This window comes from Xanthobacter agilis (assembly GCF_021730435.1).
Classification (GTDB): Bacteria; Pseudomonadota; Alphaproteobacteria; order Rhizobiales; family Xanthobacteraceae; genus Xanthobacter; species Xanthobacter agilis.
In genome coordinates this window covers 36,932-59,941 of record NZ_JABWGX010000024.1, presented here as the reverse complement: position 1 = coordinate 59,941, position 23,010 = coordinate 36,932, and the positions used below count along the sequence as shown (strand labels likewise).

The 23,010-nt window shown below is 66.8% G+C and carries 23 protein-coding genes; 3 read left to right on the top strand and 20 right to left on the bottom strand.

Annotated features, from left to right (window positions below; translation table 11 throughout):
* Window positions 1-7 precede the first annotated feature (7 nt).
* A complete protein-coding gene (locus HUW53_RS16570) occupies window positions 8-403 on the top strand; it encodes a rhodanese-like domain-containing protein (RefSeq protein ID WP_237346875.1) in 396 nt (131 codons plus the stop codon).
* 52 nt (window positions 404-455) lie between these two features.
* Here HUW53_RS16570 and HUW53_RS16565 read toward each other — a convergent pair whose 3' ends face one another.
* From HUW53_RS16565 to HUW53_RS16520, 10 genes are all read right to left on the bottom strand, one after another.
* The gene (locus HUW53_RS16565; protein ID WP_237346874.1) at window positions 456-911 is read right to left on the bottom strand and encodes a type II toxin-antitoxin system RatA family toxin; all 456 of its coding nucleotides are present in this window, start codon (window positions 909-911) and stop codon (window positions 456-458) included.
* Between the two features lie 6 nt (window positions 912-917).
* Window positions 918-1,871 carry a lipoyl synthase gene (gene lipA, locus HUW53_RS16560; protein ID WP_237346873.1) on the bottom strand — a complete coding sequence of 318 codons (954 nt, stop codon included), beginning with the start codon at window positions 1,869-1,871 and terminating at the stop codon, window positions 918-920.
* 261 nt (window positions 1,872-2,132) lie between these two features.
* The gene (locus HUW53_RS16555; protein WP_237346872.1) at window positions 2,133-2,411 is read right to left on the bottom strand and encodes a GlsB/YeaQ/YmgE family stress response membrane protein; all 279 of its coding nucleotides are present in this window, start codon (window positions 2,409-2,411) and stop codon (window positions 2,133-2,135) included.
* An 80-nt stretch (window positions 2,412-2,491) separates the two neighbouring features.
* Complete coding sequence (gene lpdA, locus HUW53_RS16550; RefSeq protein ID WP_237346871.1) at window positions 2,492-3,907, bottom strand: dihydrolipoyl dehydrogenase; 1,416 nt, start codon at window positions 3,905-3,907, stop codon at window positions 2,492-2,494.
* 52 nt (window positions 3,908-3,959) lie between these two features.
* Complete coding sequence (locus tag HUW53_RS16545) at window positions 3,960-4,556, bottom strand: nucleoside 2-deoxyribosyltransferase (protein WP_237346870.1); 597 nt, start codon at window positions 4,554-4,556, stop codon at window positions 3,960-3,962.
* Between the two features lie 235 nt (window positions 4,557-4,791).
* Entirely contained in the window at window positions 4,792-5,028 is a 237-nt protein-coding gene (locus HUW53_RS16540) for an HP1242/YdcH family protein (RefSeq protein ID WP_237346869.1), read from the bottom strand.
* A gap of 167 nt (window positions 5,029-5,195) precedes the next feature.
* Complete coding sequence (locus tag HUW53_RS16535) at window positions 5,196-6,527, bottom strand: pyruvate dehydrogenase complex dihydrolipoamide acetyltransferase (protein WP_237346868.1); 1,332 nt, start codon at window positions 6,525-6,527, stop codon at window positions 5,196-5,198.
* A gap of 11 nt (window positions 6,528-6,538) precedes the next feature.
* Window positions 6,539-7,903: a pyruvate dehydrogenase complex E1 component subunit beta gene (locus tag HUW53_RS16530; protein WP_237346867.1), complete on the bottom strand. Its 1,365-nt coding sequence runs from the start codon at window positions 7,901-7,903 to the stop codon at window positions 6,539-6,541.
* 299 nt (window positions 7,904-8,202) lie between these two features.
* Complete coding sequence (gene pdhA, locus HUW53_RS16525) at window positions 8,203-9,216, bottom strand: pyruvate dehydrogenase (acetyl-transferring) E1 component subunit alpha (protein ID WP_237346866.1); 1,014 nt, start codon at window positions 9,214-9,216, stop codon at window positions 8,203-8,205.
* A gap of 162 nt (window positions 9,217-9,378) precedes the next feature.
* The gene (locus HUW53_RS16520) at window positions 9,379-9,693 is read right to left on the bottom strand and encodes an FtsB family cell division protein (protein WP_237346865.1); all 315 of its coding nucleotides are present in this window, start codon (window positions 9,691-9,693) and stop codon (window positions 9,379-9,381) included.
* Between the two features lie 180 nt (window positions 9,694-9,873).
* Between HUW53_RS16520 and HUW53_RS16515 the strand changes: the two genes are divergently transcribed.
* The gene (locus HUW53_RS16515) at window positions 9,874-10,452 is read left to right on the top strand and encodes a flavodoxin family protein (protein ID WP_237346864.1); all 579 of its coding nucleotides are present in this window, start codon (window positions 9,874-9,876) and stop codon (window positions 10,450-10,452) included.
* Between the two features lie 108 nt (window positions 10,453-10,560).
* Here HUW53_RS16515 and HUW53_RS16510 read toward each other — a convergent pair whose 3' ends face one another.
* Together HUW53_RS16510 and parC are read right to left on the bottom strand one after the other, a co-directional pair.
* Window positions 10,561-12,363: a chloride channel protein gene (locus HUW53_RS16510; protein WP_237346863.1), complete on the bottom strand. Its 1,803-nt coding sequence runs from the start codon at window positions 12,361-12,363 to the stop codon at window positions 10,561-10,563.
* 12 nt (window positions 12,364-12,375) lie between these two features.
* Window positions 12,376-14,622, bottom strand: a complete 2,247-nt coding sequence (gene parC / locus HUW53_RS16505; protein WP_237346862.1) for a DNA topoisomerase IV subunit A — start codon at window positions 14,620-14,622, stop codon at window positions 12,376-12,378.
* Between the two features lie 150 nt (window positions 14,623-14,772).
* On the opposite strand from parC, the gene HUW53_RS16500 reads away from it, so the two are divergent.
* The gene (locus HUW53_RS16500; protein ID WP_237346861.1) at window positions 14,773-15,357 is read left to right on the top strand and encodes a hypothetical protein; all 585 of its coding nucleotides are present in this window, start codon (window positions 14,773-14,775) and stop codon (window positions 15,355-15,357) included.
* A gap of 131 nt (window positions 15,358-15,488) precedes the next feature.
* Here HUW53_RS16500 and recO read toward each other — a convergent pair whose 3' ends face one another.
* From recO to HUW53_RS16460, 8 genes are all read right to left on the bottom strand, one after another.
* The gene (gene recO, locus HUW53_RS16495; protein WP_237346860.1) at window positions 15,489-16,223 is read right to left on the bottom strand and encodes a DNA repair protein RecO; all 735 of its coding nucleotides are present in this window, start codon (window positions 16,221-16,223) and stop codon (window positions 15,489-15,491) included.
* Between the two features lie 21 nt (window positions 16,224-16,244).
* Complete coding sequence (gene era, locus HUW53_RS16490; RefSeq protein WP_237346859.1) at window positions 16,245-17,345, bottom strand: GTPase Era; 1,101 nt, start codon at window positions 17,343-17,345, stop codon at window positions 16,245-16,247.
* 2 nt (window positions 17,346-17,347) lie between these two features.
* Entirely contained in the window at window positions 17,348-18,085 is a 738-nt protein-coding gene (gene rnc / locus HUW53_RS16485) for a ribonuclease III (RefSeq protein ID WP_237346858.1), read from the bottom strand.
* The gene (lepB, locus tag HUW53_RS16480) at window positions 18,055-18,807 is read right to left on the bottom strand and encodes a signal peptidase I (protein ID WP_237346857.1); all 753 of its coding nucleotides are present in this window, start codon (window positions 18,805-18,807) and stop codon (window positions 18,055-18,057) included. Before lepB ends, rnc begins: the two co-directional genes overlap by 31 nt.
* 173 nt (window positions 18,808-18,980) lie before the next feature.
* On the bottom strand, window positions 18,981-19,361 hold the full coding sequence (locus HUW53_RS16475) for a DUF1622 domain-containing protein (protein ID WP_237346856.1): 381 nt from the start codon (window positions 19,359-19,361) through the stop codon (window positions 18,981-18,983).
* A 43-nt stretch (window positions 19,362-19,404) separates the two neighbouring features.
* Entirely contained in the window at window positions 19,405-19,806 is a 402-nt protein-coding gene (gene acpS / locus HUW53_RS16470; protein ID WP_237346892.1) for a holo-ACP synthase, read from the bottom strand.
* On the bottom strand, window positions 19,806-20,582 hold the full coding sequence (locus tag HUW53_RS16465; protein WP_237346855.1) for a pyridoxine 5'-phosphate synthase: 777 nt from the start codon (window positions 20,580-20,582) through the stop codon (window positions 19,806-19,808). The genes acpS and HUW53_RS16465 overlap by 1 nt, the downstream gene beginning before the upstream one ends.
* A gap of 29 nt (window positions 20,583-20,611) precedes the next feature.
* Window positions 20,612-22,825, bottom strand: coding sequence for a RelA/SpoT family protein (locus HUW53_RS16460; protein ID WP_237346854.1), 2,214 nt, complete (start codon window positions 22,823-22,825; stop codon window positions 20,612-20,614).
* Window positions 22,826-23,010: the final 185 nt, after the last annotated feature.

Genomic DNA, 23,010 nt, shown 5'->3' with positions numbered 1-23,010 from the left:
ACAATTCATGCCCCAGACCATCATCCGCGGCTACAAGGCCTTGCTCGCGGAAGCGAATGCGCGCGTTGAGGCGCTCACCCCGCAGCAGGCGGCGCAGCGCTTGGCGGACGGAGCAAGCGTGCTCGTGGATGTGCGTGATCCGCGCGAGTTGGAGCGGGAGGGGACCATTCCCGGTGCCTTCCATTGTCCGCGCGGGATGCTGGAATTCTGGATCGATCCCGAAAGCCCTTATTTCAAGCCCGTCTTCGCCGAGGATAAAGCCTTCATTTTCCTGTGCGCTGGCGGCTGGCGCTCGGCGTTGAGCGCGGCGACCGCCATGGAGATGGGGCTCAAGCCGGTGATGCATGTGGCCGGAGGCTTCAAGGCCTGGAAGGAGGCCGGCGCGCCGGTGGGACGGAAATAGAGCAATTTCAGCAAAAGTCTGAGCCGGGGTTCGCCGAAAACCCTCTCACCGCTCAGGCCACCCCGTAGACTTGGTCCGCCCGCGCCTCGAAGGCGTCGGCGAAGCGGCGGAAGGCGGCGTCGAACATGGCGCCCATGAGCAGGCCCAGCGCGCGGGAGCGGAATTCGTAGGAGATGAAGAACTTCACCTCGCATTCCCCCTCCCCGCGCGGCAGGAACTCCCAGCGGTTGTCCAGGCGGCTGAAGGGGCCGTCGAGATATTCCACATGGATGGTGAGGCGCGGGCGGTCGAGCATGACGCGCGAGGTGAAGGTCTCGCGGATCATCTTGTAGGCGACGGTCATGTCGGCGACCAGGATCTCGATCCCGTCGTCGGAGCGGGCACGGCGCTTCACCCGGAGCGCCGCGCACAGGGGCACGAACTCCGGATAGCGCTCCACGTCAGCCACAAGATTGAACATGTCGGCGGCGGTGTGCTTCACCCGCCGCGCGTTGGAGAATGACGGCACGGTGGCTCAGGCCCGCCGCAGCTTGGCGGCGCGGGCCTCGCGCAGCTTGGCGAAGTCTTCGCCCGCATGGTGGGACGAGCGGGTGAGCGGGCTCGACGACACCATCAGGAAGCCCTTGGCGAAGGCCACCGTCTCATAAGCCTTGAACGCGTCGGGCGTCACGAATGTCTCGACCTTGTGGTGCTGGCGGGTGGGCTGGAGATATTGCCCGATGGTGAGGAAATCCACGTCCGCCGAGCGCAGATCGTCCATGAGCTGGAGCACCTCGTTCCGCTCCTCCCCGAGGCCGACCATGATGCCGGACTTGGTGAAAAGGGTGGGGTCGAGCTCCTTCACCTTCTGCAGCAGGCGCAGCGAGTGGAAATAGCGCGCGCCGGGCCGCACCGTCAGATACTTGGAGGGCACCGTTTCCAGATTGTGATTGAACACGTCGGGCCGGGCCGCCACCACCACCTCCAGCGCGCCGTCCTTGCGCAGGAAATCGGGGGTGAGGATCTCGATGGTGGTCTTCGGGCTGGTGGCGCGGATGGCGGCGATGGTCAAGGCGAAATGCTGCGCCCCGCCGTCGGCCAGGTCGTCCCGGTCCACCGAAGTGATGACCACATGGGACAGGCCGAGGGCGCCCACCGCGTCCGCCACCTTCTGCGGCTCGTCCTGATCGAGGGGGCCGGGCATGCCGGTGCGCACGTTGCAGAAGGCGCAGGCTCTGGTGCAGGTATCGCCCATAATCATCATGGTCGCGTGCTTCTTTTCCCAGCACTCGCCGATGTTGGGGCAGCCCGCTTCCTCACACACCGTGTGCAGGCCGTTGGCGCGCACGATGCCGGCGGTTTCCGACCAGCCGGCCGACCCAGGCGCCTTCACGCGGATCCATTCCGGTTTGCGCTGGACCTCGGTGAGCGGCCGGTGGGCCTTCTCCGGGTGGCGGGGACGGTTCAGCGTGTCGATCACATTGACCATGGCCTTGTCCAACTTCGTGCGGCCCCGTGGCGACGGGCGCCGAACCCTTGCACCCCGCCGGTCGAGGCGCGGCGATGACATGCGTTCGGGGAAACCTTTCCCCATATAGGCGACGCCCCTGCCCTGCGCCACCAGACCTTCGCTGCGGATGACCGACTTAGCGCATTTCCGGTGAACTCCCGTTCACCGGAAATGCGCTAAATTTTTTGTTTTGTCGCAATTCCAGGCGCAAAACCGCTGCACACTTTCGCTGGAATTGTTCTAGCGCGATCGGATCGCCCGCCACACCCATAGCAGGATGATGGCGCCGACGATGGCGGCCACCAGGGTACGGAAGAAGCCGAACACCGGAATGGCGAGCTGCTGGGCCAGCCAGCCCCCGAAGAAGGCGCCCAGGATGCCCACCAGCAGATTGGTGAGAAGCCCGTGGTTGCTCTCGGTTACCCGCTCGGCCACCCAGCCGGCGATGAGCCCGATCAGCAGCATGGAGAAGAAGCCGACCCCCGGCTGGTTCAAGAATGCGTAGGTTTCGGTGTCCATGGTCGCTGTCCCGCCCCGAGACCGCCCGCAACGGGCGGCCTCCTCTCTTAGCTCAAATTCCGAGCCGACGCAGCGGCGGCTCAGACGTGGATCGCGCGTCCATAGGCGGCCATGACGCTCTCATGCATCATTTCCGAAAGGGTCGGATGCGGGAACACGGTGTGGATCAGTTCTTCCTCGGTAGTTTCGAGATTCATGGCCACGACGAAGCCCTGGATCAGCTCGGTGACCTCGGCCCCCACCATGTGGGCGCCCAGCAGCTCGCCGGTCTTGGCGTCGAAGATGGTCTTGACCAGCCCGTCCGGTTCGCCGAGCGCGATCGCCTTGCCGTTGCCGATGAAGGGGAAGCGGCCGACCTTGATCTGGCGCCCGGCCTCCTTGGCCTTCTTCTCGGTGAGGCCCACCGAGGCGATCTGCGGGGTGCAATAGGTGCAGCCGGGGATCTTGCCCTTGTCCATGGGGTGGGTATGCAGCCCCTTGATGGTCTCGACGCAGATGACGCCCTCGTGCTCCGCCTTGTGCGCCAGCATGGGCGCGCCCGCGATATCGCCGATGGCATAGACGCCGGGCACGTTGGTGCGCCCATAGCCGTCGATGGCGATGATGCCGCGCTCGTGCTTCACGCCGATGGCCTCAAGGCCGAGGCCCTCCACATTGCCCACGACGCCCACGGCGGAAATCATGCGCTCGACCGTGATGTCCTGCTTGGCGCCCTTGTCGTCCACCACATGGACGGTGAGGCTGTCGGCATGCTTGGTGACGCCCGCCACCTTGGCGCCGGACAGGATCTTCATGCCCTGCTTCTCGAACCGCTTGCGGGCGATGGCGGCGATTTCCTCGTCCTCCACCGGCAGGATCTGGGGCAGCACTTCCACCACCGTCACCTCGGCGCCCATGGTGCGATAAAAGGAGGCGAACTCGATGCCGATGGCGCCGGAGCCCATCACCAGGAGGCTCTTGGGAGTCTTTTCCGGCACCATGGCGTCGAAATAGGTCCAAATGAGCTTCTTGTCGGGCTCGATGCCCGGCAGGGCACGGGGGCGGGCACCGGTGGCGATGATGATGTGCTTGGCCTCATAGTCGCCACCGCCCTTGGCGCCCTTGGGCGGGTTGGCGGCGGCTTCGACCTTCAGCTTGCCCGGAGCGGCGAAGGTGGCCTTGCCCCAGATCACATCCACCTTGTTCTTGTTGAGCAGGAAGCCCACGCCCGTGGCGAGCTGGGCCGAGACCCCGCGCGAGCGCTTCACCACGGCCGCGATGTCGAAAGACACCTTCTCCGCCGACAGGCCGTAATCCTTGGCGTGCTCCATATAGTGGTAGATCTCGGCCGAGCGCAGCAGCGCCTTGGTGGGGATGCAGCCCCAGTTGAGGCAGATGCCGCCGAGATGGCTCTTTTCCACCACGGCCGTCTTGAAGCCGAGCTGCGCGGCGCGGATGGCGGCCACATAGCCGCCCGGCCCGCCGCCGATGACGATGATGTCGTAGGTGTCCGCCATGGGAGCCTCCTCGGGATGCCGCCGCGCTGCGCGGGTTCTCGGCGGGTCAGGGCTAGGGTGAGGGTGCCAGCCGCCCCGCGGCGCGGGCCTCGGCCAGCGCCGTGAGCGTCTGTTCAAACAGGGAAAGGTCGCGGAACGGGTCCGCGGTGGGGGTCTGGGCCTGGACCACCGGCAAGCGGCTGGCCTCGAGCGCTTCGGCCAGCATCAGATTATCGAAATGGCCGAAGTCCTCCACATGGAGCCCATCGGCCAGAAAGGTGTGCGCACTGCCCGCGCCCGCCGCTCCGATGGCGGCATGTCCGATGGCGGCATGGGCGCGGTGGAGCAACTGCCCCGGCACATTGCTGTAGGCGGCCACCGGCTTGCCCAGAGCGAAGGCGAAACCCACCTCGAAGGCGGTGCCGGGATCGGCGCTGACGCCGCGAAACGGCGTGAGATTGGCGAGCACCGCGTCGGCGGTGCGCATCAAGGCGAGGTTGTTGGCGAAAATGGCGCGGGCAAGCGTCCCGGCATCGTCCACCAGCAGCGGCTCTCCATCAATGGGAAACAGGCCGCTGAACCCGAACCGCTCGCACAGCTCCAGCTTGCGCCGGCCGATCTCGCGCGCATCGTCGAGGAACACTTCGGGGCCGGCGAGATAGAGCTTCATCACGGTCGCCCTTCAAGAGCAATTTCAGCAGAAGTGTGAAGCGGCGTTGCGTCCGAAATTACGAAAAAACAAACAATTAGCGCTTCTCCGGTGCGGTCGTTGCGCCGCCCGCCGGTCCGCGCCGCTCGCCCGTGATGGGGAGAGCGGCGGCGGACGTTGGGGCGGAGCGGACCCCGCGCCCCGGTGACGCGCGGCGTTTCCGTCCGCGCGATTCAGCGTCGCGCGCGGCTGGCGCTCACTTGCTCAGGATGGCGAACAGCTCGTCCTTGAGCTGCACGCGCTCGCGGCGCATGGCTTCCACCTCGTCGTCACCGGTGGGCTCCACGTCGGTCTCGGCGCGGTGCACCTTGCCGTTCACCTCGTGATAGGCGTCGTAAAGCTTGGCGAAATGGGCGTCGCTCGCCTTCAGGGCCTGGATCTTCTCGGCATATTCCGGAAAGTCGGCGGCGAGTTCGTGGGGCGTGTTGCTCATCTTCTTTTCACCTGATGTTGGGCACCGCCGGCCGGTTCACCCGCAGCGGCGCCAGTCTCCTCATGCACCCGCACGGGCGCACCGCGCACATGCGGCGCGGCGGGTCCGCCTTACACCAGCCGTTCGAGCCGAGCCACCGGGACCGGCCCTCGCGGGTGCGGCCGTGCCTAGACCAGCATGCTCATGGGCTTTTCGATGAAGCCCTTGAAGGCGGCGAGCAGCTCGGCGCCCAAGGCCCCATCCATCACCCGATGGTCACAGGTCATGGTGACGGTCATCTGCGTGACGATCTTCATCTCGCCGCCGCGCGCCACCACCCGCTGCTCGGACGCGCCGATGGCGAAAATGGACGCCTGCGGCGCGTTGATGATGGCCGTGAAGTTGCGGATACCCATCATCCCAAGGTTCGAGACCGAGGACGAGCCGCCGGAATATTCTTCCGGCTTCAGCTTCTTGGTGCGCGCGCGGGCGGCCAGATCGCGCATCTCGTTGGAGATGACCGAAATGGTCTTCTGCTCCGCCTTCTTCACCACCGGGGCGTAAAGGCCGCCGTCAATGGCCACCGCCACCCCCACGTCCGAATGCTTCATCCGCAGGATGCGATCTTCCGCCCACACCGCGTTGCAGGCGGGCACCTTCTGGAGCGCCAGCGCCAGCGCCTTGATGATGAAGTCGTTGACCGAGACGCGGTAGGCCGCCTTGCCGTCCTTGTCCTTGGGGGCATTGGCATTGACCTGCTCGCGCAGCGCCGACAGATCGTCCAGGTCGCAATCCACCGTGAGGAAGAAGGTGGGGGTCACCTGCTCGCTCTCCACCAGCCGGCGGGCGATGGTCTTGCGCATGCCGTCGAGCTGGACTTCCTCATAGGAGCCGGGCTCGAACATGGCCTTGACCTGATCCACGCCGGGCGCGGTGGCAAGCGCGGCCTTGGGCGCGGTCGCGGGAGCGGTGGTGGCGGCTACAGGTGCCGCGGCGGCCGGCTGCGCGCCGGGCCGGGCGGCCTCGACATCGCGGGCGATGATACGACCGTGAGGGCCGGACCCCGCGACGGCGGCAAGATCCACGCCCTTGTCCTTGGCAATCCGCCGCGCCAGCGGCGAGGCGAACACCCGTCCGCCGGCAACGGCCGGGGCCGCCGGTGCGGGCGCCGCCACGGGAGCGGGCGCCGCGGCTGGAGCACTGGCGGCGGCGGGAGCCGGGGCCACGGCGGGCGCAGCGCCCTGCCCCGCGGCGGCGGCAACGGCCTTCACGTCCTCACCTTCGCCGGCCAGAACGGCGATCAGCTGGTTCACCGGCACATCCTGGGTGCCTTCGGGCACCAGGATCTTGGCGAGCACACCCTCATCCACGGCCTCCACTTCCATGGTGGCCTTGTCGGTCTCGATCTCGGCGAGCACATCGCCGGATTTCACCGTGTCGCCTTCCTTCTTGACCCATTTGGCAAGGTTGCCCTTCTCCATGGTGGGAGACAGGGCGGGCATCAGGATATCGACGGGCATCGCAAATCCCCTCAGCGATAGGTCACGGCGCGGACAGCCTCGATCACCTCGGCGACCGTCGGCAAGGCGAGCTTTTCGAGATTGGCGGCATAGGGCATGGGCACATCCTTGCCGGTCACCCGCAGCACCGGGGCGTCGAGATAGTCGAACGCCTTGTCCATGAGCTGGGCCACGATCTCAGCGCCAATGCCGGACTGCGGCCAGCCCTCTTCCACGCTCACGCAGCGGCCGGTCTTCTTTACCGAGGCGACAATGGTCTCCACATCCATGGGGCGGATGGTGCGCAGGTCGATCACCTCGGCCTCGATGCCCTGCTTGGCCAGTTCGTCGGCCGCCTTCAGCGCATAGGTCATGCCGATGGAGAAGGACACGATCGTCACGTCCTTGCCCGCCCGGGCGACGCGCGCCTTGCCGATGGGCAGCACATAGTCATCCAGCTTCGGCACCTCGAAGGTGTGGCCGTAGAGGATCTCGTTTTCCAGGAAGATCACCGGGTTCGGGTCGCGGATGGCGGCCTTCAGCAGGCCCTTGGCATCGGCGGCGGAATAGGGGGCGATCACCTTCAGGCCCGGCACGTTGGAGTACCAGGCCGTATAGTCCTGGCTGTGCTGGGCGGCGACGCGGGCGGCCGCGCCGTTGGGGCCGCGGAACACGATGGACGAGGTCACCTGCCCGCCCGACATGTAATGGGTCTTGGCCGCAGAATTGATGATCTGGTCGATGGCCTGCATGGCGAAGTTGAAGGTCATGAATTCCACGATGGGCTTCAGACCCGCGAACGCCGCGCCGACACCGACACCAGCAAAGCCGTGCTCGGTGATGGGGGTATCGATGACGCGCCTGTCGCCGAACTCCTGCAGCAGTCCTTGCGTGATCTTGTAGGCGCCTTGGTATTCAGCCACCTCTTCGCCCATCACGAACACGTCGCCGTCGCGGCGCATCTCTTCCGCCATGGCGTCGCGCAGGGCCTCGCGCACGGTCATGCTCACATATTCGGTGCCGGCCGGCACCTCCGGATCGCTCGCCACGGTGGGCAATGCGGCCACAATGGCGGGCGCGGCCGGCGTTGCCGCCGCCGGCGCGGGCACCTCGGCGACCGGCGCGGGCGCGGCGGCAGCGGCGCTCACGTCCTCGCCCTCGGCGGCGATGATGGCGATGGGGGTGTTGACCGCCACGTCCTGGGTGCCTTCAGGCACCAGGATCTTCGCCAGAATGCCTTCGTCCACGGCCTCCACCTCCATGGTGGCCTTGTCGGTCTCGATCTCGGCGAGCACGTCGCCGGATTTTACCGTGTCACCTTCCTTCTTCACCCATTTGGTCAGGTTGCCCTTCTCCATGGTGGGAGACAGGGCCGGCATGAGGACGTCGATGGCCATGGCAGTCAGCTCTTGCTCGGCGGCGCTCCGGGCACGGGAGCCAGGGCCCCGGCGGACGCACGCGGATGGTTCGGAGGGAAAGCGGGGATCGCCGCGCCGCCGGGCGCCAGCACGACGATGAAAAGGGCGCCAGCGCGCCGGTGCGCGCACAAGGGGGCCGAGCGGCGGGGATATAGGCGGATCATCCCCCCGCCCCCGCCGCACGCCTCACGGCCGCCGGCGACCTTCCCGGCTTGCCCCGCGCGGGCCGGAACGGTCCAATGCGGGGGAGCGAAAAGGGCGGCGGCCACGGGGCGGCCTCAGCGCATCACGTCGGTGTAGAGCTCGGCCGGGTCCGGCTCCGGATCGTGGGAGGCGAAGTCGGCGGCGGCGGCGACGATGTCGCGCACCTCGGCGTCCATCTTCTTCAACTCCTCCTCCGTCGCGGCGTGATCGGCGAGGAGACGGGCGCGGACCTGCTCGATGGGATCATGCTCGGTCCGCATCTTCTGCACCTCCTCCTTCGACCGGTACTTGGCCGGATCGGACATGGAGTGGCCGCGATAGCGGTAGGTCTGCATTTCCAGAATGTAGGGACCGTTGCCCTCGCGGGCGAAGGCCAGGGCCCGCTCGCCGGCCGCGCGCACGGCACGCACGTCCATGCCGTCCACCTGCTCGCCGGGGATATTGAAGGAGACGCCCCGCTTCGAGAAGTCGGTCTGGGCCGAGGAGCGGGTCACCGAGGTGCCCATGGCGTATTTGTTGTTCTCGATCACGTACACGACGGGCAGCTTCCACAGCTCCGCCATGTTGAAGCTCTCGTAGACCTGCCCCTGGTTGGCCGCGCCGTCGCCGAAATAGGTGACGCTGACCGCGCCATTGCCGCGGTAGCGATCGGCGAAGGCCAGTCCGGTGCCCAACGACACCTGCGCGCCGACGATGCCGTGGCCGCCGAAGAATTGCTTCTCGATGCTGAACATATGCATCGAGCCGCCCTTGCCCTTGGAATAGCCGCCGCGGCGGCCGGTGAGCTCGGCCATCACGCCGTCGGGGTTCATGCCGGCGGCCAGCATGTGGCCGTGGTCACGATAGCCGGTGATGACCTGGTCGCCGTCCTTCATGGCCATCTGCATGCCCACCACGACGGCCTCCTGGCCGATGTAGAGGTGGCAGAAGCCGCCGATGAGGCCCATGCCGTACATCTGTCCCGCCTTCTCCTCGAAGCGGCGGATCAGCAGCATCTCGCGATACGCGAAAAGCTCCTCATTTTTCGTGAAGGTTGCAGACCCGCCCGCGGCTGTGGCGGCGCGTGCGGCGGATTTCCTGGGAGCCATCGGCGACCTCTGGATGCGCTGAAATCGCCGGACTCTCTAGCGCACCTTCCCCTACACGGAAAGCGCGAATTGCACATATTGCAGCGCAAAACCTTGCAAACTCTTGATTTCAAACAGATGAACTAATTTATGGTTCATCTGTGGAATGAACTGAATATCAGTTCAATTGCTGCGAAGCAGCACGAGATCCTTGGAATGAATGAAGTTGAGCTGGCGGCGCCCCTCCTCGTCCAGCATGTCCGGATCGAGCCGGGTGGCGGCGAGCAACGACACCTTGTTTTCAAGAGCCACGCGCTGTGCCTTGAGGGTCGCCAGCTCGCTCTCAAGGTGCTGGGTTTCCAGCTCATAATTGCGCTGGGCCACGATCCCGTGGTCGCCCGTGTAGGCGTTGTACGCGAAATAGGCGATGAGCGCGGCGGCGCCGACATGCAGGGCCAGGGTCGCGAGGGCGGATTGAAGGCGGGAGCGGCTTTGCATGGGCGGAAGTATCGCCGTCGCTGGTTTCCAGCGCCTTAAGGGCGCTCGGGCATCGAACACCACGCCGCTTGATTGCATTCCTGCATAGAGCGCTTGCGCATTCTTGTCTGGAAAGCGTCAGATTTGCACGGCAAAACCAGCGGCGACGCATTCTTGGCACGAACCCCAAGGGAGACTCACATGTCCAAGCCCGTTGTCGCCATCGTCTATCATTCCGGTTACGGCCACACGAAGGTGCAGGCCGAGGCCGTGCTCGCCGGCATCAAGGAAGTGGATGCGGTTGAGGGCGTCCTGATCTCGGTGGATGAGGTGGATTCCAAGTGGGATGTGCTGGACGGCGCCGCCGCCATCATCTTCGGCTCGCCGATCTACATGGGCAACGTGTCCGCCGGCTTCCAGGGATTTGCCGAAAAGAGCTCCAAACGCTGGATGTCGTTGGCCTGGAAGGACAAGCTCGCGGCCGGCTTCGTCAATTCCGGCAGCCAGAGCGGCGACAAGCTGCAGGGCCTCAACGCCCTCATCACGCTGTCGCAGCAGCACGGCATGATCTGGGTTGGCCTCGGCCTGCACCCCGGCAACAATGCCTCCACCGCCTCCGTCAACGATCTGAACCGCCTGGGCGGTTTCGGCGGCGCCTTCGCCCAGTCGAACGTCGATCAGGGCGCGGACGTGGTGCCCCCCGAGGCCGACCGCAAGACCGCCGCCCACCTCGGCAAGCGCGTGGCCGAAGCCGCCGTGCGCTGGACCAAGGGCGCCTGAGGTCCGGTCTCGCGCCGCGCACCGATCCCGCAGTGTGAAAGCCCGGCCGCGTCCGGGCTTTTGCATGGGGCCGGACCGGCGCCCCATGCCGCGCGGATGCCGAAGGCCTCAGTCCTCGGCGCCGAGGCCGCGCCGCGCCATGTCGAGCCGCTCGGCGTATCGGCGCAGGACATGGGATTCGCTGAGCAGGCCCACCAGCCGCCGGGACTCGTAATCACTCACGACCGGCAGCTCCTCCGCCCCCGCGGCCTCGAACGCCCTGGCGGCTTCCTTCACATTCATGGCCGGCAGCAGCATGGCGTCGGCGTGGCGGGCGATCTCCTGGACCGGCGTGCCCGGCTCGCGATGGTCGGCATAGCCCTCCGAAACCCGCACCAGACCGGCATACCCACCCGCGTCGTCCACCAGCACCACCAGGCGCACCGAGCCAAGGGGAAACGCCTGCCGCAGGCCGCCGAGGGTGCCGTCGCGGGGAAAGATGCGCATGTCCGTGCGCATCATGGCGGCGACGGTAAGGCTGCGCATCCAGCCCACATCCTGGGCGCTGCGGATGGTCTCGCCGCGCAGGTGCAGCCGCCAGGTGGAGAAGGAATAGCCGAACGTTTCCCGCACGGTCAGGGAGGTGACCGCGGCCGCGCCCACCACCAGCCCCGTCAGGGTGAGGTCGCCGGTCATCTCCAGCACCAGGAAGCTCATGGTCAGCGGCCCGCCGATGACCCCCACGGCCAGCGCGCCCATGCCCACCACCGCCGCCACCGATGGCGCGAGCCCGAGGCCGATGCCGGGAAAAAGCAGCTCCACGCCGACGGCATAGAGCTTGCCCATCAGCGCCCCCAGGAACAGGGACGCGAAGAACAGGCCGCCGCGAAATCCCGACCCCACGGACAGGGCCGAGGCCAACACCTTGAAGGCCAAGATGACCACCACCGAAAGGGTGACCGCGCTCCCCACCTGCGCGTGCAGCGCGCCATGGCCATCGGAGAGCACCTGCGGCGAGTAGAGGGCCAGGCACCCGACGGCGAGCCCCGCCAGCCCGGTGCGCAAGGGCGCCGGCAGACGGCTGTGCCCCACCACCCACTCCACCGCCGTCACCAGCCGCATGATGCCGATCGCCACCACCGCCGCGACAAGGCCCAGCAGCAGGAACGGCACGAACTGCGACGCGTCGACCTCCGGCAGATGGGCGATGGTGAGCGGCTCGGCGTGCAGGCCGAGCGTGCGCGCGGTGACCACGCCGCACAAGGTGGCGGCCAGCACCGGAATGGCGGCGGGAATGGAATAGGTGCCGATGATGAGCTCGAACCCGTAGAAGGCCCCCATCAGCGGCGCGTCGAATGCCGCGCCGAGGCCGGCGGCGGCGCCCGCCCCCACCAGGATGCGCATGTCGTTGCGCCGGAGCGCGAAGATGGCCCCGAAGCGCGAAGCGATGCCGCCGCCGATCTGGCTATAGCCCGCTTCCAGCCCCAGCGACGCGCCGAAGCCGTTGGACACCATGGTCTGGAGCGCCAGGATGATGCTGTCGGTGAGCGACATCTGCCCGCCGTGCAAGGCATTGGCCTCGATCGGATCGACGATGGCGTGGGGCCGCCAGCGCTTCAACGCCAGGGCGATGCCCCCCATCATGACCCCGCCCGCCGCTGGCACCAGCACCAGCCATGGCGAATGAAGCGCCGGCGACGCGCTCAGCCGCTCGCCGGAGGCGAGACCGAACAGCAGCTCGTGCATGAATTGGGTGACGACCCCCATGGCGGTCGCCGCCGCCCCGGCGCAGGTGCCGATGAGCGCGGCGAGAGCCACCACCAGCACCTCATGGGCGCGCACCTGCGCCCGGACAAAGGTCCACAGGCGGGGGAGCAGGCCGGCGGGCAGCACATGCGGCTCACCTGCTGCGCCTTCGGGCTGCGCGGCCAAGGGCGGCCCCTCTCAGGAGAAGGTGTTGGTGCGGGGGAAGCCCTTCGGCGGCAGGCGGCCGGCGGTGGCCCGCTCGCTCTGCCAGTCGAGCAGCTCCGTGACGGTCCAGGTGCGGCCGGACGAATCCTCCCAGGTGAGACCGCCGGCCATGGGGAACACCTTGACGTCGGAGAGCCCGCCCTCGCGATAGCGCTGGAGGCGCACACCGCGACCGCGGGTCATCTCCGGGATCTGGGTGAGCGGAAACAGCAGCAGCTTGCGATTATCTCCGATCACCGCCACCCAGTCGCCTTCCACGAAGCGCACCGCCAGCGCCACGTCCGGCGGATCGGTCACCAGCACCTGCTTGCCCTTGCGGGTGGTGGCGATGCAATCGTCTTCCGCCACCACGAAGCCCCGCCCCTCCTTCGATGCCACCAGGAGCTTGCGCCCCGGCTGGTGGGTGAACACCGAGACGATCTCCGCCTCCTGCTCCAGGTCGAACAGCAGGCGGATCGGCTCCCCATGTCCCCGCCCGCCGGGCAGCTTCGAAGCATCGAGGGTGAAGAAACGGCCGTTGTTGGCGAATACCACCAGCTTGGAGGTGGTCTCCGCGAAAAAGGCATGCCCCAAGGCGTCGTCGGTTTTGAACTGAAGGTTGGACAGATCCTGCTGATGGCCCTTCAGGGCGCGGATCCACCCCTTTTGCGAGACCACGACGGTGATGGGCTCGCGCTCCACCAGGGCCTCGGTGAACGCCTCCTCGCCCAGCTCGGGCGCGGCGGCGAAAGTGGTGCGCCGCTTTCCAATCGCCGTTTCCGGGCCATAGGTCTTGCGGGTCTCGCGGATCTCCTTCGAGATCGACTTCCACTGGGCCCCCTCGGAGCCGACCAGCTTGGTGAGCGCGTCCTGCTCCTTGGAGAGGGCATCGTGTTCCTTGCGGATCTCCATCTCCTCCAGCCGGCGCAGGGACCGCAGGCGCATGTTGAGGATGGCTTCCGCCTGCACATCGCTCAGCTCGAACGTGCGCATCAACTCCTGCTTGGGCTCGTCTTCCTCGCGGATGATGCGGATGACCTCGTCGAGGTTGAGGTAGGCGATGAGGTAGCCGCCCAGCACCTCCAGCCGGTGGGCGATCTGCTCCAGCCGATAGCGGGAGCGGCGCAGCAGCACGTCGCGGCGGTGGTCCAGCCACTCGCGCAAGGCTTCGCCCAAGGACAGAACCTTCGGGATCTGCCCCTTCACCAGAACATTCATGTTGAGCGGCACGCGGGCTTCAAGCTCGGTGAGCTTGAACAGGCTCTCCATGAGCACTTCCGCGTCCACGGTGCGGGTGCGCGGCTCCAAAACCAACCGGATGTCTTCCGCGCTCTCGTCCCGTACATCGTTCAGCAGCGGCAGCTTCTTTTCCGTGAGCAGGTCCGCGATCTTTTCCACCAGGCGGGATTTCGCGACGCCATAGGGAATCTCGGTGACCACCACCAGATAGGTGCCGCGACCGGTCTCCTCCTTGTGCCAGCGGGCCCGCACGCGGAACGAGCCGCGGCCGGTGGCATAGGCCTCCGCCACCCCGACGGGATCGTCCACCAGGACGCCGCCGGTGGGGAAGTCGGGTCCTGGAACGTATTTCAGAAGGTCCACGGCCAGCGCGTTGGGATGCTCCACCAGATGCAGGGCCGCGTCGAGCAGCTCGGCCGCATTATGGGGCGGGATCGAGGTCGCCATGCCGACCGCGATCCCCTGGGACCCGTTCGCCAACAGGTTGGGGAACGCCGCCGGCAACACCACCGGCTCCTCTTCCGAGCCGTCATAGGTGGGGCGGAAATCCACCGCATCCTCGTCGATCCCGTCCAGGAGCAGGCGGGCGGTCTCGGTCAGGCGGGCCTCGGTGTATCGCATGGCGGCGGCGTTATCGCCGTCCACATTGCCGAAATTGCCTTGTCCATCCACCAGCGGATACCGCTGCGCGAAGTCCTGCGCGAGGCGCACCAGGGCGTCATAGACCGACTGGTCGCCGTGGGGATGGAACTTACCGATCACATCGCCCACCACGCGGGCGGATTTCTTGAAGGCTTGGCCCGGATCAAGCCGCAACTGGCGCATGGCATGCAGGATGCGCCGATGCACCGGCTTCAGGCCATCGCGCGCATCGGGCAGCGCGCGATGCATGATGGTGGAGAGCGCATAGGCAAGGTAGCGCTCCTCCAGCGCCGCCTTCAGCGCGACGTTCTCAATGTTCCCGTCGGGGGAAGCTGGGGGCGGAAGTGTACGGGTGGCCATGCCTCCGCTGTAGCGCGGGGGGCCGCGGGCGACAAGTCGCAACGCCCATGCGGGATGGACGCCATCATGGTTGCCCGGTACGCTCCGGCCGCCGAAAAGGCCTGAAACGATCCCGATTTTTGGTTTGGATGACAGCGCTGGAGAAACGTGATGGCCGCCCCCATACGCCGATGTGTGCGTCCTTTGGTGCGTCTTCTGGCCGGGATGGCCGCCTTTGTGCTGCCAACCGGGCTGGCGCTCGCCGCGCCGGGGCCGGTCTGCATGCGCGACGGCGGCTTTCTCGTGGTGGAGCTGCCCCATGCGAACGCAGTCGGTAACAGCTATATCGTGCGCGGCAGCGCAGCGGGCCAAGCGCCCCAGTGCAACGCCACCGCCGCCCCGGGGGATTATATCGTCGGCAAAGACGAAGATCCCTTTTTTCTATCGAAGCTTGCGGGGAGCTACATGTTCATCGATTCTGGCACCGGCCCCACGCGCGAGCTGCTCATCTATGACCTGAAGACCCATCAGCAGGTCTACAAGAATATCTATGATTCCGAGAGCTTGAAGCGCGACGGGAACCACGTGGTCTTCTGGGCCGCCAGCCAGGAGCCGGCTACCAAGAAGACTTGCCGCGATCTGCGAAAATTCAAGCAGCAGGGCTTCGAGGCCGGACTGCAGGTGCGCGCGACGTTCGACCTGGGCACCGGCAAAGTGAGCGTCGGCGGGAAGACACGCTGCGTTCCGTATCAATGAGGCACCCGGCGGCCATCGAGCATTTTCGAGCGAAGTGGTTCCCGGTTCGCGTGAAGAAAATGCGTGACTGCATGACCTGGAGCTGCAATGACCTGGAGCGGATGATCTAAGCCCACGCGAACGGAAAATGCTTAGCCGCCAGGCCCTGCCGCGGCGCGACGCCACGCCGCCAGAAAGGCGCCGCGCGCATCCGCAAAGCCCAGCCCGCGTGGCTCCAGGGCTCGGGTGAGCAGAAAATGGCCGGTGAGCCGCAGCGCCGCCTCCACATCCTCGCGACCCGGTTCCCCGCCAGCGGTCAGAAAGCCCGGCAGGGTGAACAGGCGATCCTTGTAGGGCGCGCCCGCCTCCCGCGAGACGGCGCGTCCGCTCCTGGGCGAGACATAGATAAGGTCGTGGCGCTGGCCGGTGGCGGCGCAGGTCTCCAGTTCCAGGCCGAAGCCGAGTTCCGCCAGCAGCGCTAGCTCGAACCGCGCGAGCAGCATGCCCGCCGTCGGCGCGGGCTCGAACGCGTCGAGGATCGCACCGAGGGTGGCGTAAAGGGCGTCCTGAGGGTCGCGCTCGGGCAACAGGCGCAGCACGTGCGCCATGTGGGTGATGCCATAGGCCGCATGGGGCGCGCGCATGAGAACTTCGGCGCGGATCACAAGCGGCTCCACCGTGAAATTGCCCATGTGCTCATGAAGCCGCGCCCGCCAGGTGGCGCTGACGGTGTTGCCCGGTTGAAGTATGGGCGCCTGCTTGCGCGAGGCGCCGCCGCGCACCATGCCGAGATGCCGCCCGCGCCGGGCCGTCAGCAGCTCGACGATGGCATTGGCCTCGCCATGCCGGCGCACGCCCAGCACGATGCCTTCGTCGTTCCACTCCACGGCACCAGCCCTTGAAGGGGATCACCCACCCTTCGGGAACTCGAGCCCCATCTCGCGATAGCGCTCGGGATCATTGGCCCAATTTTCACGCACCTTCACGAACAGGAACAGGTGCACGGGAACTTCGAGGATCGCGGCGAGCTCGGCCCGCGATTCGGACGAGATGGTCTTGATGGCCTGCCCGCCCTTGCCGAGCGCAATCTTCCTCTGGCTCTCGCGCTCCACATAGATGGTCTGCTCGATGCGCACCGAGCCGTCGCGCAGTTCCTTCCAGCTTTCGGTTTCCACCGTGGAGCGGTAGGGCAGCTCGTCATGGAGGCGCATGAACATCTTTTCGCGGGTGATTTCCGCCGCCAGCATGCGCATGGGGGCGTCGGAAATCTGGTCTTCCGGATAGAGCCAGGGGCCGGGCTGGACCGTCTCGGCGAACCAATGGCGCACATCGTCCACCCCGTCGCCGGTGAGGGCGGAGACCATGAACACACGGTCGAACGGCAGGTGGGTGTTGATCTGCGCCGCCAGGGCGAGCAGGCTGTCGCGGCGGATCAGGTCGATCTTGTTGAGGATCAGGGCCCTGGGCTTGCGGATATCGGCCAGCGGCTTGAGCAGCGCCTCGATTTCCTCGTCCACCCCGCGCTTGGCATCCACCAGCAGGGCGATCACGTCCGCATCGGCCGCATGGGTCCAGGCGCTCGTGACCATGGCCCGCTCCAGCCGCCGCTTGGGGGCGAAGATGCCGGGGGTGTCCACCAGGATCACCTGGGACGCGCCCTCGATGGCGATGCCCCGCACGATGGAGCGCGTGGTCTGAACCTTGTGGGAGACGATGGACACCTTGGTGCCCACCAGGGCATTGGTCAGCGTGGACTTGCCCGCATTGGGCGCGCCCAGGAGGGCGACGAAGCCGCAACGGGTCGGCCCGGTCGCGGGGCCGGCACCCGGCGTGGGCTCCGGCGCGGGCGCCGCGTCGTCCTCGAAATCATCGTCATCATCGTCGTCGAAATCCTCGACCTCGGAGGGAGCGCCAGGCGCGCCCGGGGGCGCAATCTCCTCCTCCGTCTCCGGGTGCTTGGGAGCCGGCGTGTCTGCGGGCCCGGCCGTGCCGCGTCGCGTGTTCGTCATGCTCAGCTCGCGTTTGAGTTCCACACGCCTTCCCGCACCAGGAAAGCGGTGGCGGCGGCCTTTTGAGCCGCCTGTTTCGAGTTTCCTTCCGCTTCCGCCGTTTCAAGGCCCGGAAGGTCTACGGCAACGGTGAAGCGCGGCGCGTGATCCGGCCCCGAGCGCGCCACTTCCCGGTAGGACGGCGGCGGGAGGCCGCGCGCCTGCGCCCACTCCTGAAGAACGGTCTTGGCGTCGCGCAAGGGGCGGCGCGGCGCTTCCAGGCGCTGGCGCCAATAACGCTCCACCAGAGCATTCGCCGCCGGATAGCCGCCGTCAAGGAATACGGCGGCCACGACGCTCTCCGTGACATCGGCGAGAATGGCGCGGCGCTTGTGGGTGCCGGATTGGGTCTCCCCCGGCCCCAGGCGGATATGAGCGCCGAGGTTCATGTCGGCGGCCACGTCCGCGCACGCTTCTTCCCGCACCAGTTCGGCCAGCCGACGGGACAGTTCGCCCTCCTCGGCCTGAGGGAAGGCATCATAAAGCATATGGGAGACCACCGAGCCGAGCACGTGGTCGCCCAGGAATTCCAGCCGCTGATACGAGCGCACGCGCGGCGCCTCGCCCTTCACGGCACTGATGTGGGACAGAGCCAGATCGAGCAGGGCCCGATCCTTGAAGCTGTAGCCGATCCGCACTTCGAGGGCGGAGAGATCTTCATGCACGCTGTTCAGTTCACCATCTTGAACAACCGGTCCCATCGCACCGTCCACGGCCAGGTCCAGACCTGCCAAGCCGACGCCCCCTCGTCGACCGAGAAGAAGATCATCTGCGCCTTGCCGATGAGGTTCTCGAACGGCACGTAGCCGACCTGACTCAGGACGCGACTGTCGGCTGAATTGTCGCGGTTGTCACCCATCATGAAATAATGGCCGGCCGGAACTTCGTAGACCGGCGTGTTGTCATAGAAGCCGTTGTCCACCAGATCCAGCGTTTCATAAGAGACGCCGTTGGGCAGGGTCTCCCGCCAGCGCTTCACCGGCACGGGGCGGCCGGTGCCGTCGTCCTCGGTGATGTCGGACAGGCGCTCGCGCTTGACCGGCACGCCATTGATGTTCAGCCAGCCGTCGATCATCTGGATCTTGTCGCCCGGCAGGCCGATCACGCGCTTGATGTAATCGGTCTCATTGTCGCGCGGCAGCTTGAACACCACCACGTCGCCGCGCGTCGGCTGCTCCCCGAAGATGCGGCCGGAGAACAGGTTGGGCGAGAACGGAATGGAGAACCGCGAATAGCCGTAGCTGTACTTCGAAACGAACAGGTAGTCGCCGATCAGCAGCGTGTCCTTCATCGATCCCGAGGGAATGTTGAAGGGCTGGAACAGGAAGGTGCGGATCAGCAGCGCGATCAGCAGCGCCTGCACGATCACCTGGACGGTTTCAAGGAATCCGCCGTCCTTCTTCGAATCGCTGGTCGCGGTCATCGAGAGCCCGAAAAAGTGAGAACGGAACACAGCGTGCAGCAAACTACGCCGAAACTGAGGACGGCGCAGCCGGACGCCTATCCGGCCAATTGGGATTGCCCCCTATAGAGGCTTCCCGCCCCGGCGGCAACGCACGCCCCAGCGTCACGCCGCGATTTACCATCCGCGCCGGCTCACTCTTTGGTGGGCGCGCCAGCCTCTCCCGGTCGCGGCGCCTGCCACGGCCAGCGGCCTTCGATCTCCACCTCCAGCGAAAACGACAGGAAAGTACGGATGAGCACGATGCCCGCCAGCACCGCGAGGCTCTCCAGGGTCGGCTCGATGGCAACAGTGGAGATGATGTCCGCCGCCACCAGCAGTTCCAGCCCGAGCAGGATCGCCATGCCCAGCGCGGCGCGGCAGGCCCGGAATGCATCCCGCGCCGATCGGCCGCGCTTCAGATCGCGCGCGAACGCGGTCCCGGCCATGAGAATGCCGACCACGATGACCAGCGTGCCCGCCACCTCGATGCCGCGCGTGGTCCAATGCAGCAGCCCGCTCAGCATGTGATCCATCGGCATCCCCCCAATGCACAAGCGGCCACGCGCCCGAACCCGCTCAGCCGCGCGGCACGGCAGACAAGATGACATAGGCGGCCGACAGGGGACCCTCGTCGGTGAGGGTCAGGTGGATGCGCGCCTCGAAACCCTCGGGCACCATGGCGGCAAGCCGGAGCGCCGCGCCGCCGGTCAGTTCAAGGGTCGGCTGGCCGGAGGGCAGATTCACCACCCCCATGTCGCGCCAGAACACACCCTGGCTCAGCCCGGTGCCGAGGGCCTTGGAGCAGGCCTCCTTGGCGGCGAAGCGCTTGGCATAGGTTTCAGCGCGCAGCTTGCGCGTATCCGCCTTGGCGCGTTCGAGGGGCGTGAATACCCGCTCCAGGAAGCGGTCGCCATAGCGCTCAATGGACCTGGCGATGCGCCGGGCATCCGTGAAATCGGAGCCGATGCCCAGGATCATCATGCCGCCGCCCCCGCCCCGCTTCCTTGCGCCCGGCCGCGGGCGATCGCTTCCTTCATGGCGCGGATGGACTGGGCGAGGCCCACGAACACCGCCTCGCCGACCAGGAAGTGGCCGATGTTCAACTCCGCGATCTCCGGAACCGCCGCGAGGCGCTCCGCCGTCGCATAGTCCAGGCCATGGCCACCGTGGACTTCGAGGCCCAGGGTTTCCGCCTCCCGCGCGCCGGCCACCAGCCGGGCGAACTCGGCCTCGGCCTCCGAAAAACGACCTTCGGCGATGGCGTCACACCATGCGCCGGTGTGCAGCTCCACGATATCCGCCTCCAGTGCCCGCGCGGCCGCGATCTGCGCCGGCTCGGCGGCGATGAACAACGACACCCGGATACCAGCTTCCTTGAGCAAGGCGATGCGGGGGCGCAGCTCGTGCGCCTGGCCGGCGGCGTCAAGCCCGCCCTCGGTGGTGCGTTCCTGGCGCTTCTCGGGTACGAGGCAGCAGGCATGCGGTCCGATGCGCCGGGCGATCGCCACCATCTCTTCGGTGCAGGCCATCTCGAAATTGAGCGGCAGATCCACCTCCGCCTTCAGCCGCTCCATGTCGGCGTCGCGGATATGGCGGCGATCCTCGCGCAGATGGGCGGTGATGCCGTCGGCCCCCGCCGCCTTGGCGAGCTGCGCCGCGCGCACCGGGTCCGGCAGCGCCCCGCCGCGGGCATTGCGCAGGGTCGCCACGTGGTCCACGTTCACACCCAGCCGCACCGGCAATGCGCGTTCCATCGCTGCTGCTCCTTGTCGCCCGGAATGGGTCAGTCGTTCACACGCTCGACGCTGGATACCACGTCGCGGGCCTTGAGGTCCGCGATGATGCCGTTGAGGTGGCGCAGATCGAACACTTCGATGTCGATCACCATTTCGGTGAAGTCCGCCGAGCGCGAGCGCATCTGCAGGCCTTCGATGTTGCCGCCCCGGTCGCCGACGGCGCTCGCCACCTGGGCGAGGGACCCCGGCTCGTTGCGGGCGGTGACCAGGATGCGGGCCGGGAACCGGCCGTCCGACAGCTCGTCCACGTCCCAGCGCACATCGAGCCAGCGCTCGGGCGCATCCTCGAAGCTCTGCAGGGATTGGGACTGGATCGGATAGATGGTGATGCCCTCTCCGGGCGTGAGGATGCCGACGATGCGGTCGCCCGGCACCGCCCCGCCATCGGGCGCAAAACGCACCGGCAGCTCGCCGTTGATGCCACGGATGGGGATGGCGTCGAGGCGCTCCTGCGGCTCGCCCTCGGGGATCTTGAACTTGAGGTTGTGCCCCCGCTTCAGCTCGAACCACCCCTCGGCGGTGGCGGCGGCGCCGTTCATGCGATCTTCGGGACGGGGCGGCACCCATTCCGGATAGGCGGCGCGGATGAGATCCTCGGTCTTAATCTCGCCCCGCCCCACCGCCGCGAACACGTCCTCGGCCACCGACCGGGCGAGGCGCGGCACGGCACGGCCGATGATCTCCTCGGAAAACGACTTGCCCGCCTTGGCGAAGGCGCGCTCGGCCATGGTGCGGCCGAGGCCGGAATATTGGGCCCGCACCGCCGCCCGCGTGGCGCGGCGCACCGCCGCCCGCGCCTTGCCGGTGACGGCAATGGTCTCCCACGCTCCCGGCGGAGTCTGGGCCTTGGAGGTGATGATCTCCACCTCGTCCCCGTTCTTCAGTTCGGAAACCAGCGGCGCCACCGAGCCGTTGATCTTGCAGCCCACCGCCGTGTTGCCCACGTCCGTGTGCACGGCATAGGCGAAATCGATCGGCGTCGCCTTGCGCGGCAGGGCGATGAGCCGCCCCTTCGGGGTGAAGCAAAAGACCTGGTCGTGGAACAATTCGAGCTTGGTATGTTCCAGGAACTCTTCCGGCGAGAGGCCCTGCGAGAGGTTCTCGATGGTCTTGCGCAGCCAGGCATAGGCCCGCGTCTCGCTGGAAAGCATGACACCCGGAGCACCGGAGGGCTCCTTGTAGAGGGCATGGGCGGCGATGCCGTATTCGGCGATCTCGTCCATGTCGCGGGTGCGGATCTGCAATTCCACGCGCTGCCGGCGCGGCCCCACCACCGTGGTGTGGAGCGAGCGATAGTCGTTGGGCTTGGGCGTGGAGATGTAGTCCTTGAACCGACCCGGCACGATGGCCCACTTGGTGTGCACCACCCCCAGCGCCCGGTAGCAGTCCTCCATGCTCGCGACGATGACGCGGAAGCCATAGAGATCCGAGAGCTGCTCGAAGCCGATGGCCTTGCGCTCCATCTTGCCCCAGATGGAATAGGGCAGCTTTTCGCGGCCCTTCACCTCGGCCTCGATGCCGCGCTGGACCAGGGCCTCGCGCAGGTCGCGCTCGATCTCCTGCACCAGCGGGCCGTTGTGTTGCCGAAGTTCCGAGACGCGGGTGGTGATGCTCTCGTAGGCTTCCGGGGACAATTGGCGGAAGGACAGGTCCTCCAGCTCCTCGCGCATGTCCTGCATGCCCATGCGGGCCGCGAGCGGCGCGTAGATGTCCAAGGTCTCCTGGGCGACGCGGTCGCGCTTTTCCGGCGGCACCCACTTCAGGGTGCGCATGTTGTGCAGGCGGTCGGCGAGCTTCACCAGCAGCACCCGCACGTCATCGGCGATGGCGAGGAGGAGCTTGCGCAGATTTTCCGCCTGCTTCGCCTGCTTGGAGACCAGATCCAGCTTCTTGATCTTGGTCAGTCCCTCCACCAGGGTCGCGATCTGGTGCCCGAACAGGCGCTCGATCTCGGCTTTGGTGGCGTCGGTGTCCTCGATGGTGTCATGGAGCAGCGCCGCCACGATGGTGGCGTCGTCCAGCTTCAGGTCGGTAAGGATCGCCGCCACTTCCAGCGGATGGGAAAAGTAGGGGTCGCCGGAGGCGCGCACCTGATTGCCGTGCGCGCGCATGGCGTACACGTAGGCGCGGTCGAGCAGCGCCTCGTCGGTGTTGGGATTATACCGTCGAACGCGCTCGACGAGTTCGTATTGGCGCATCATGGCCGGAACGATCCGTCGCAGCACGGGTGGAGCAGTGTCCCGCGTGAAGCGGGCGTCCCCATCCTTGTGAAAGGTGAGGATATCGGATGGAAGTACGGCGTGCGCAAGGCGTTGGTTCTACTTCTTTTCGGAAAAGTCAATGCGTCGCATCCCGGTTCCGTCCTCCCGGTGCCGGGAGGGCGGAA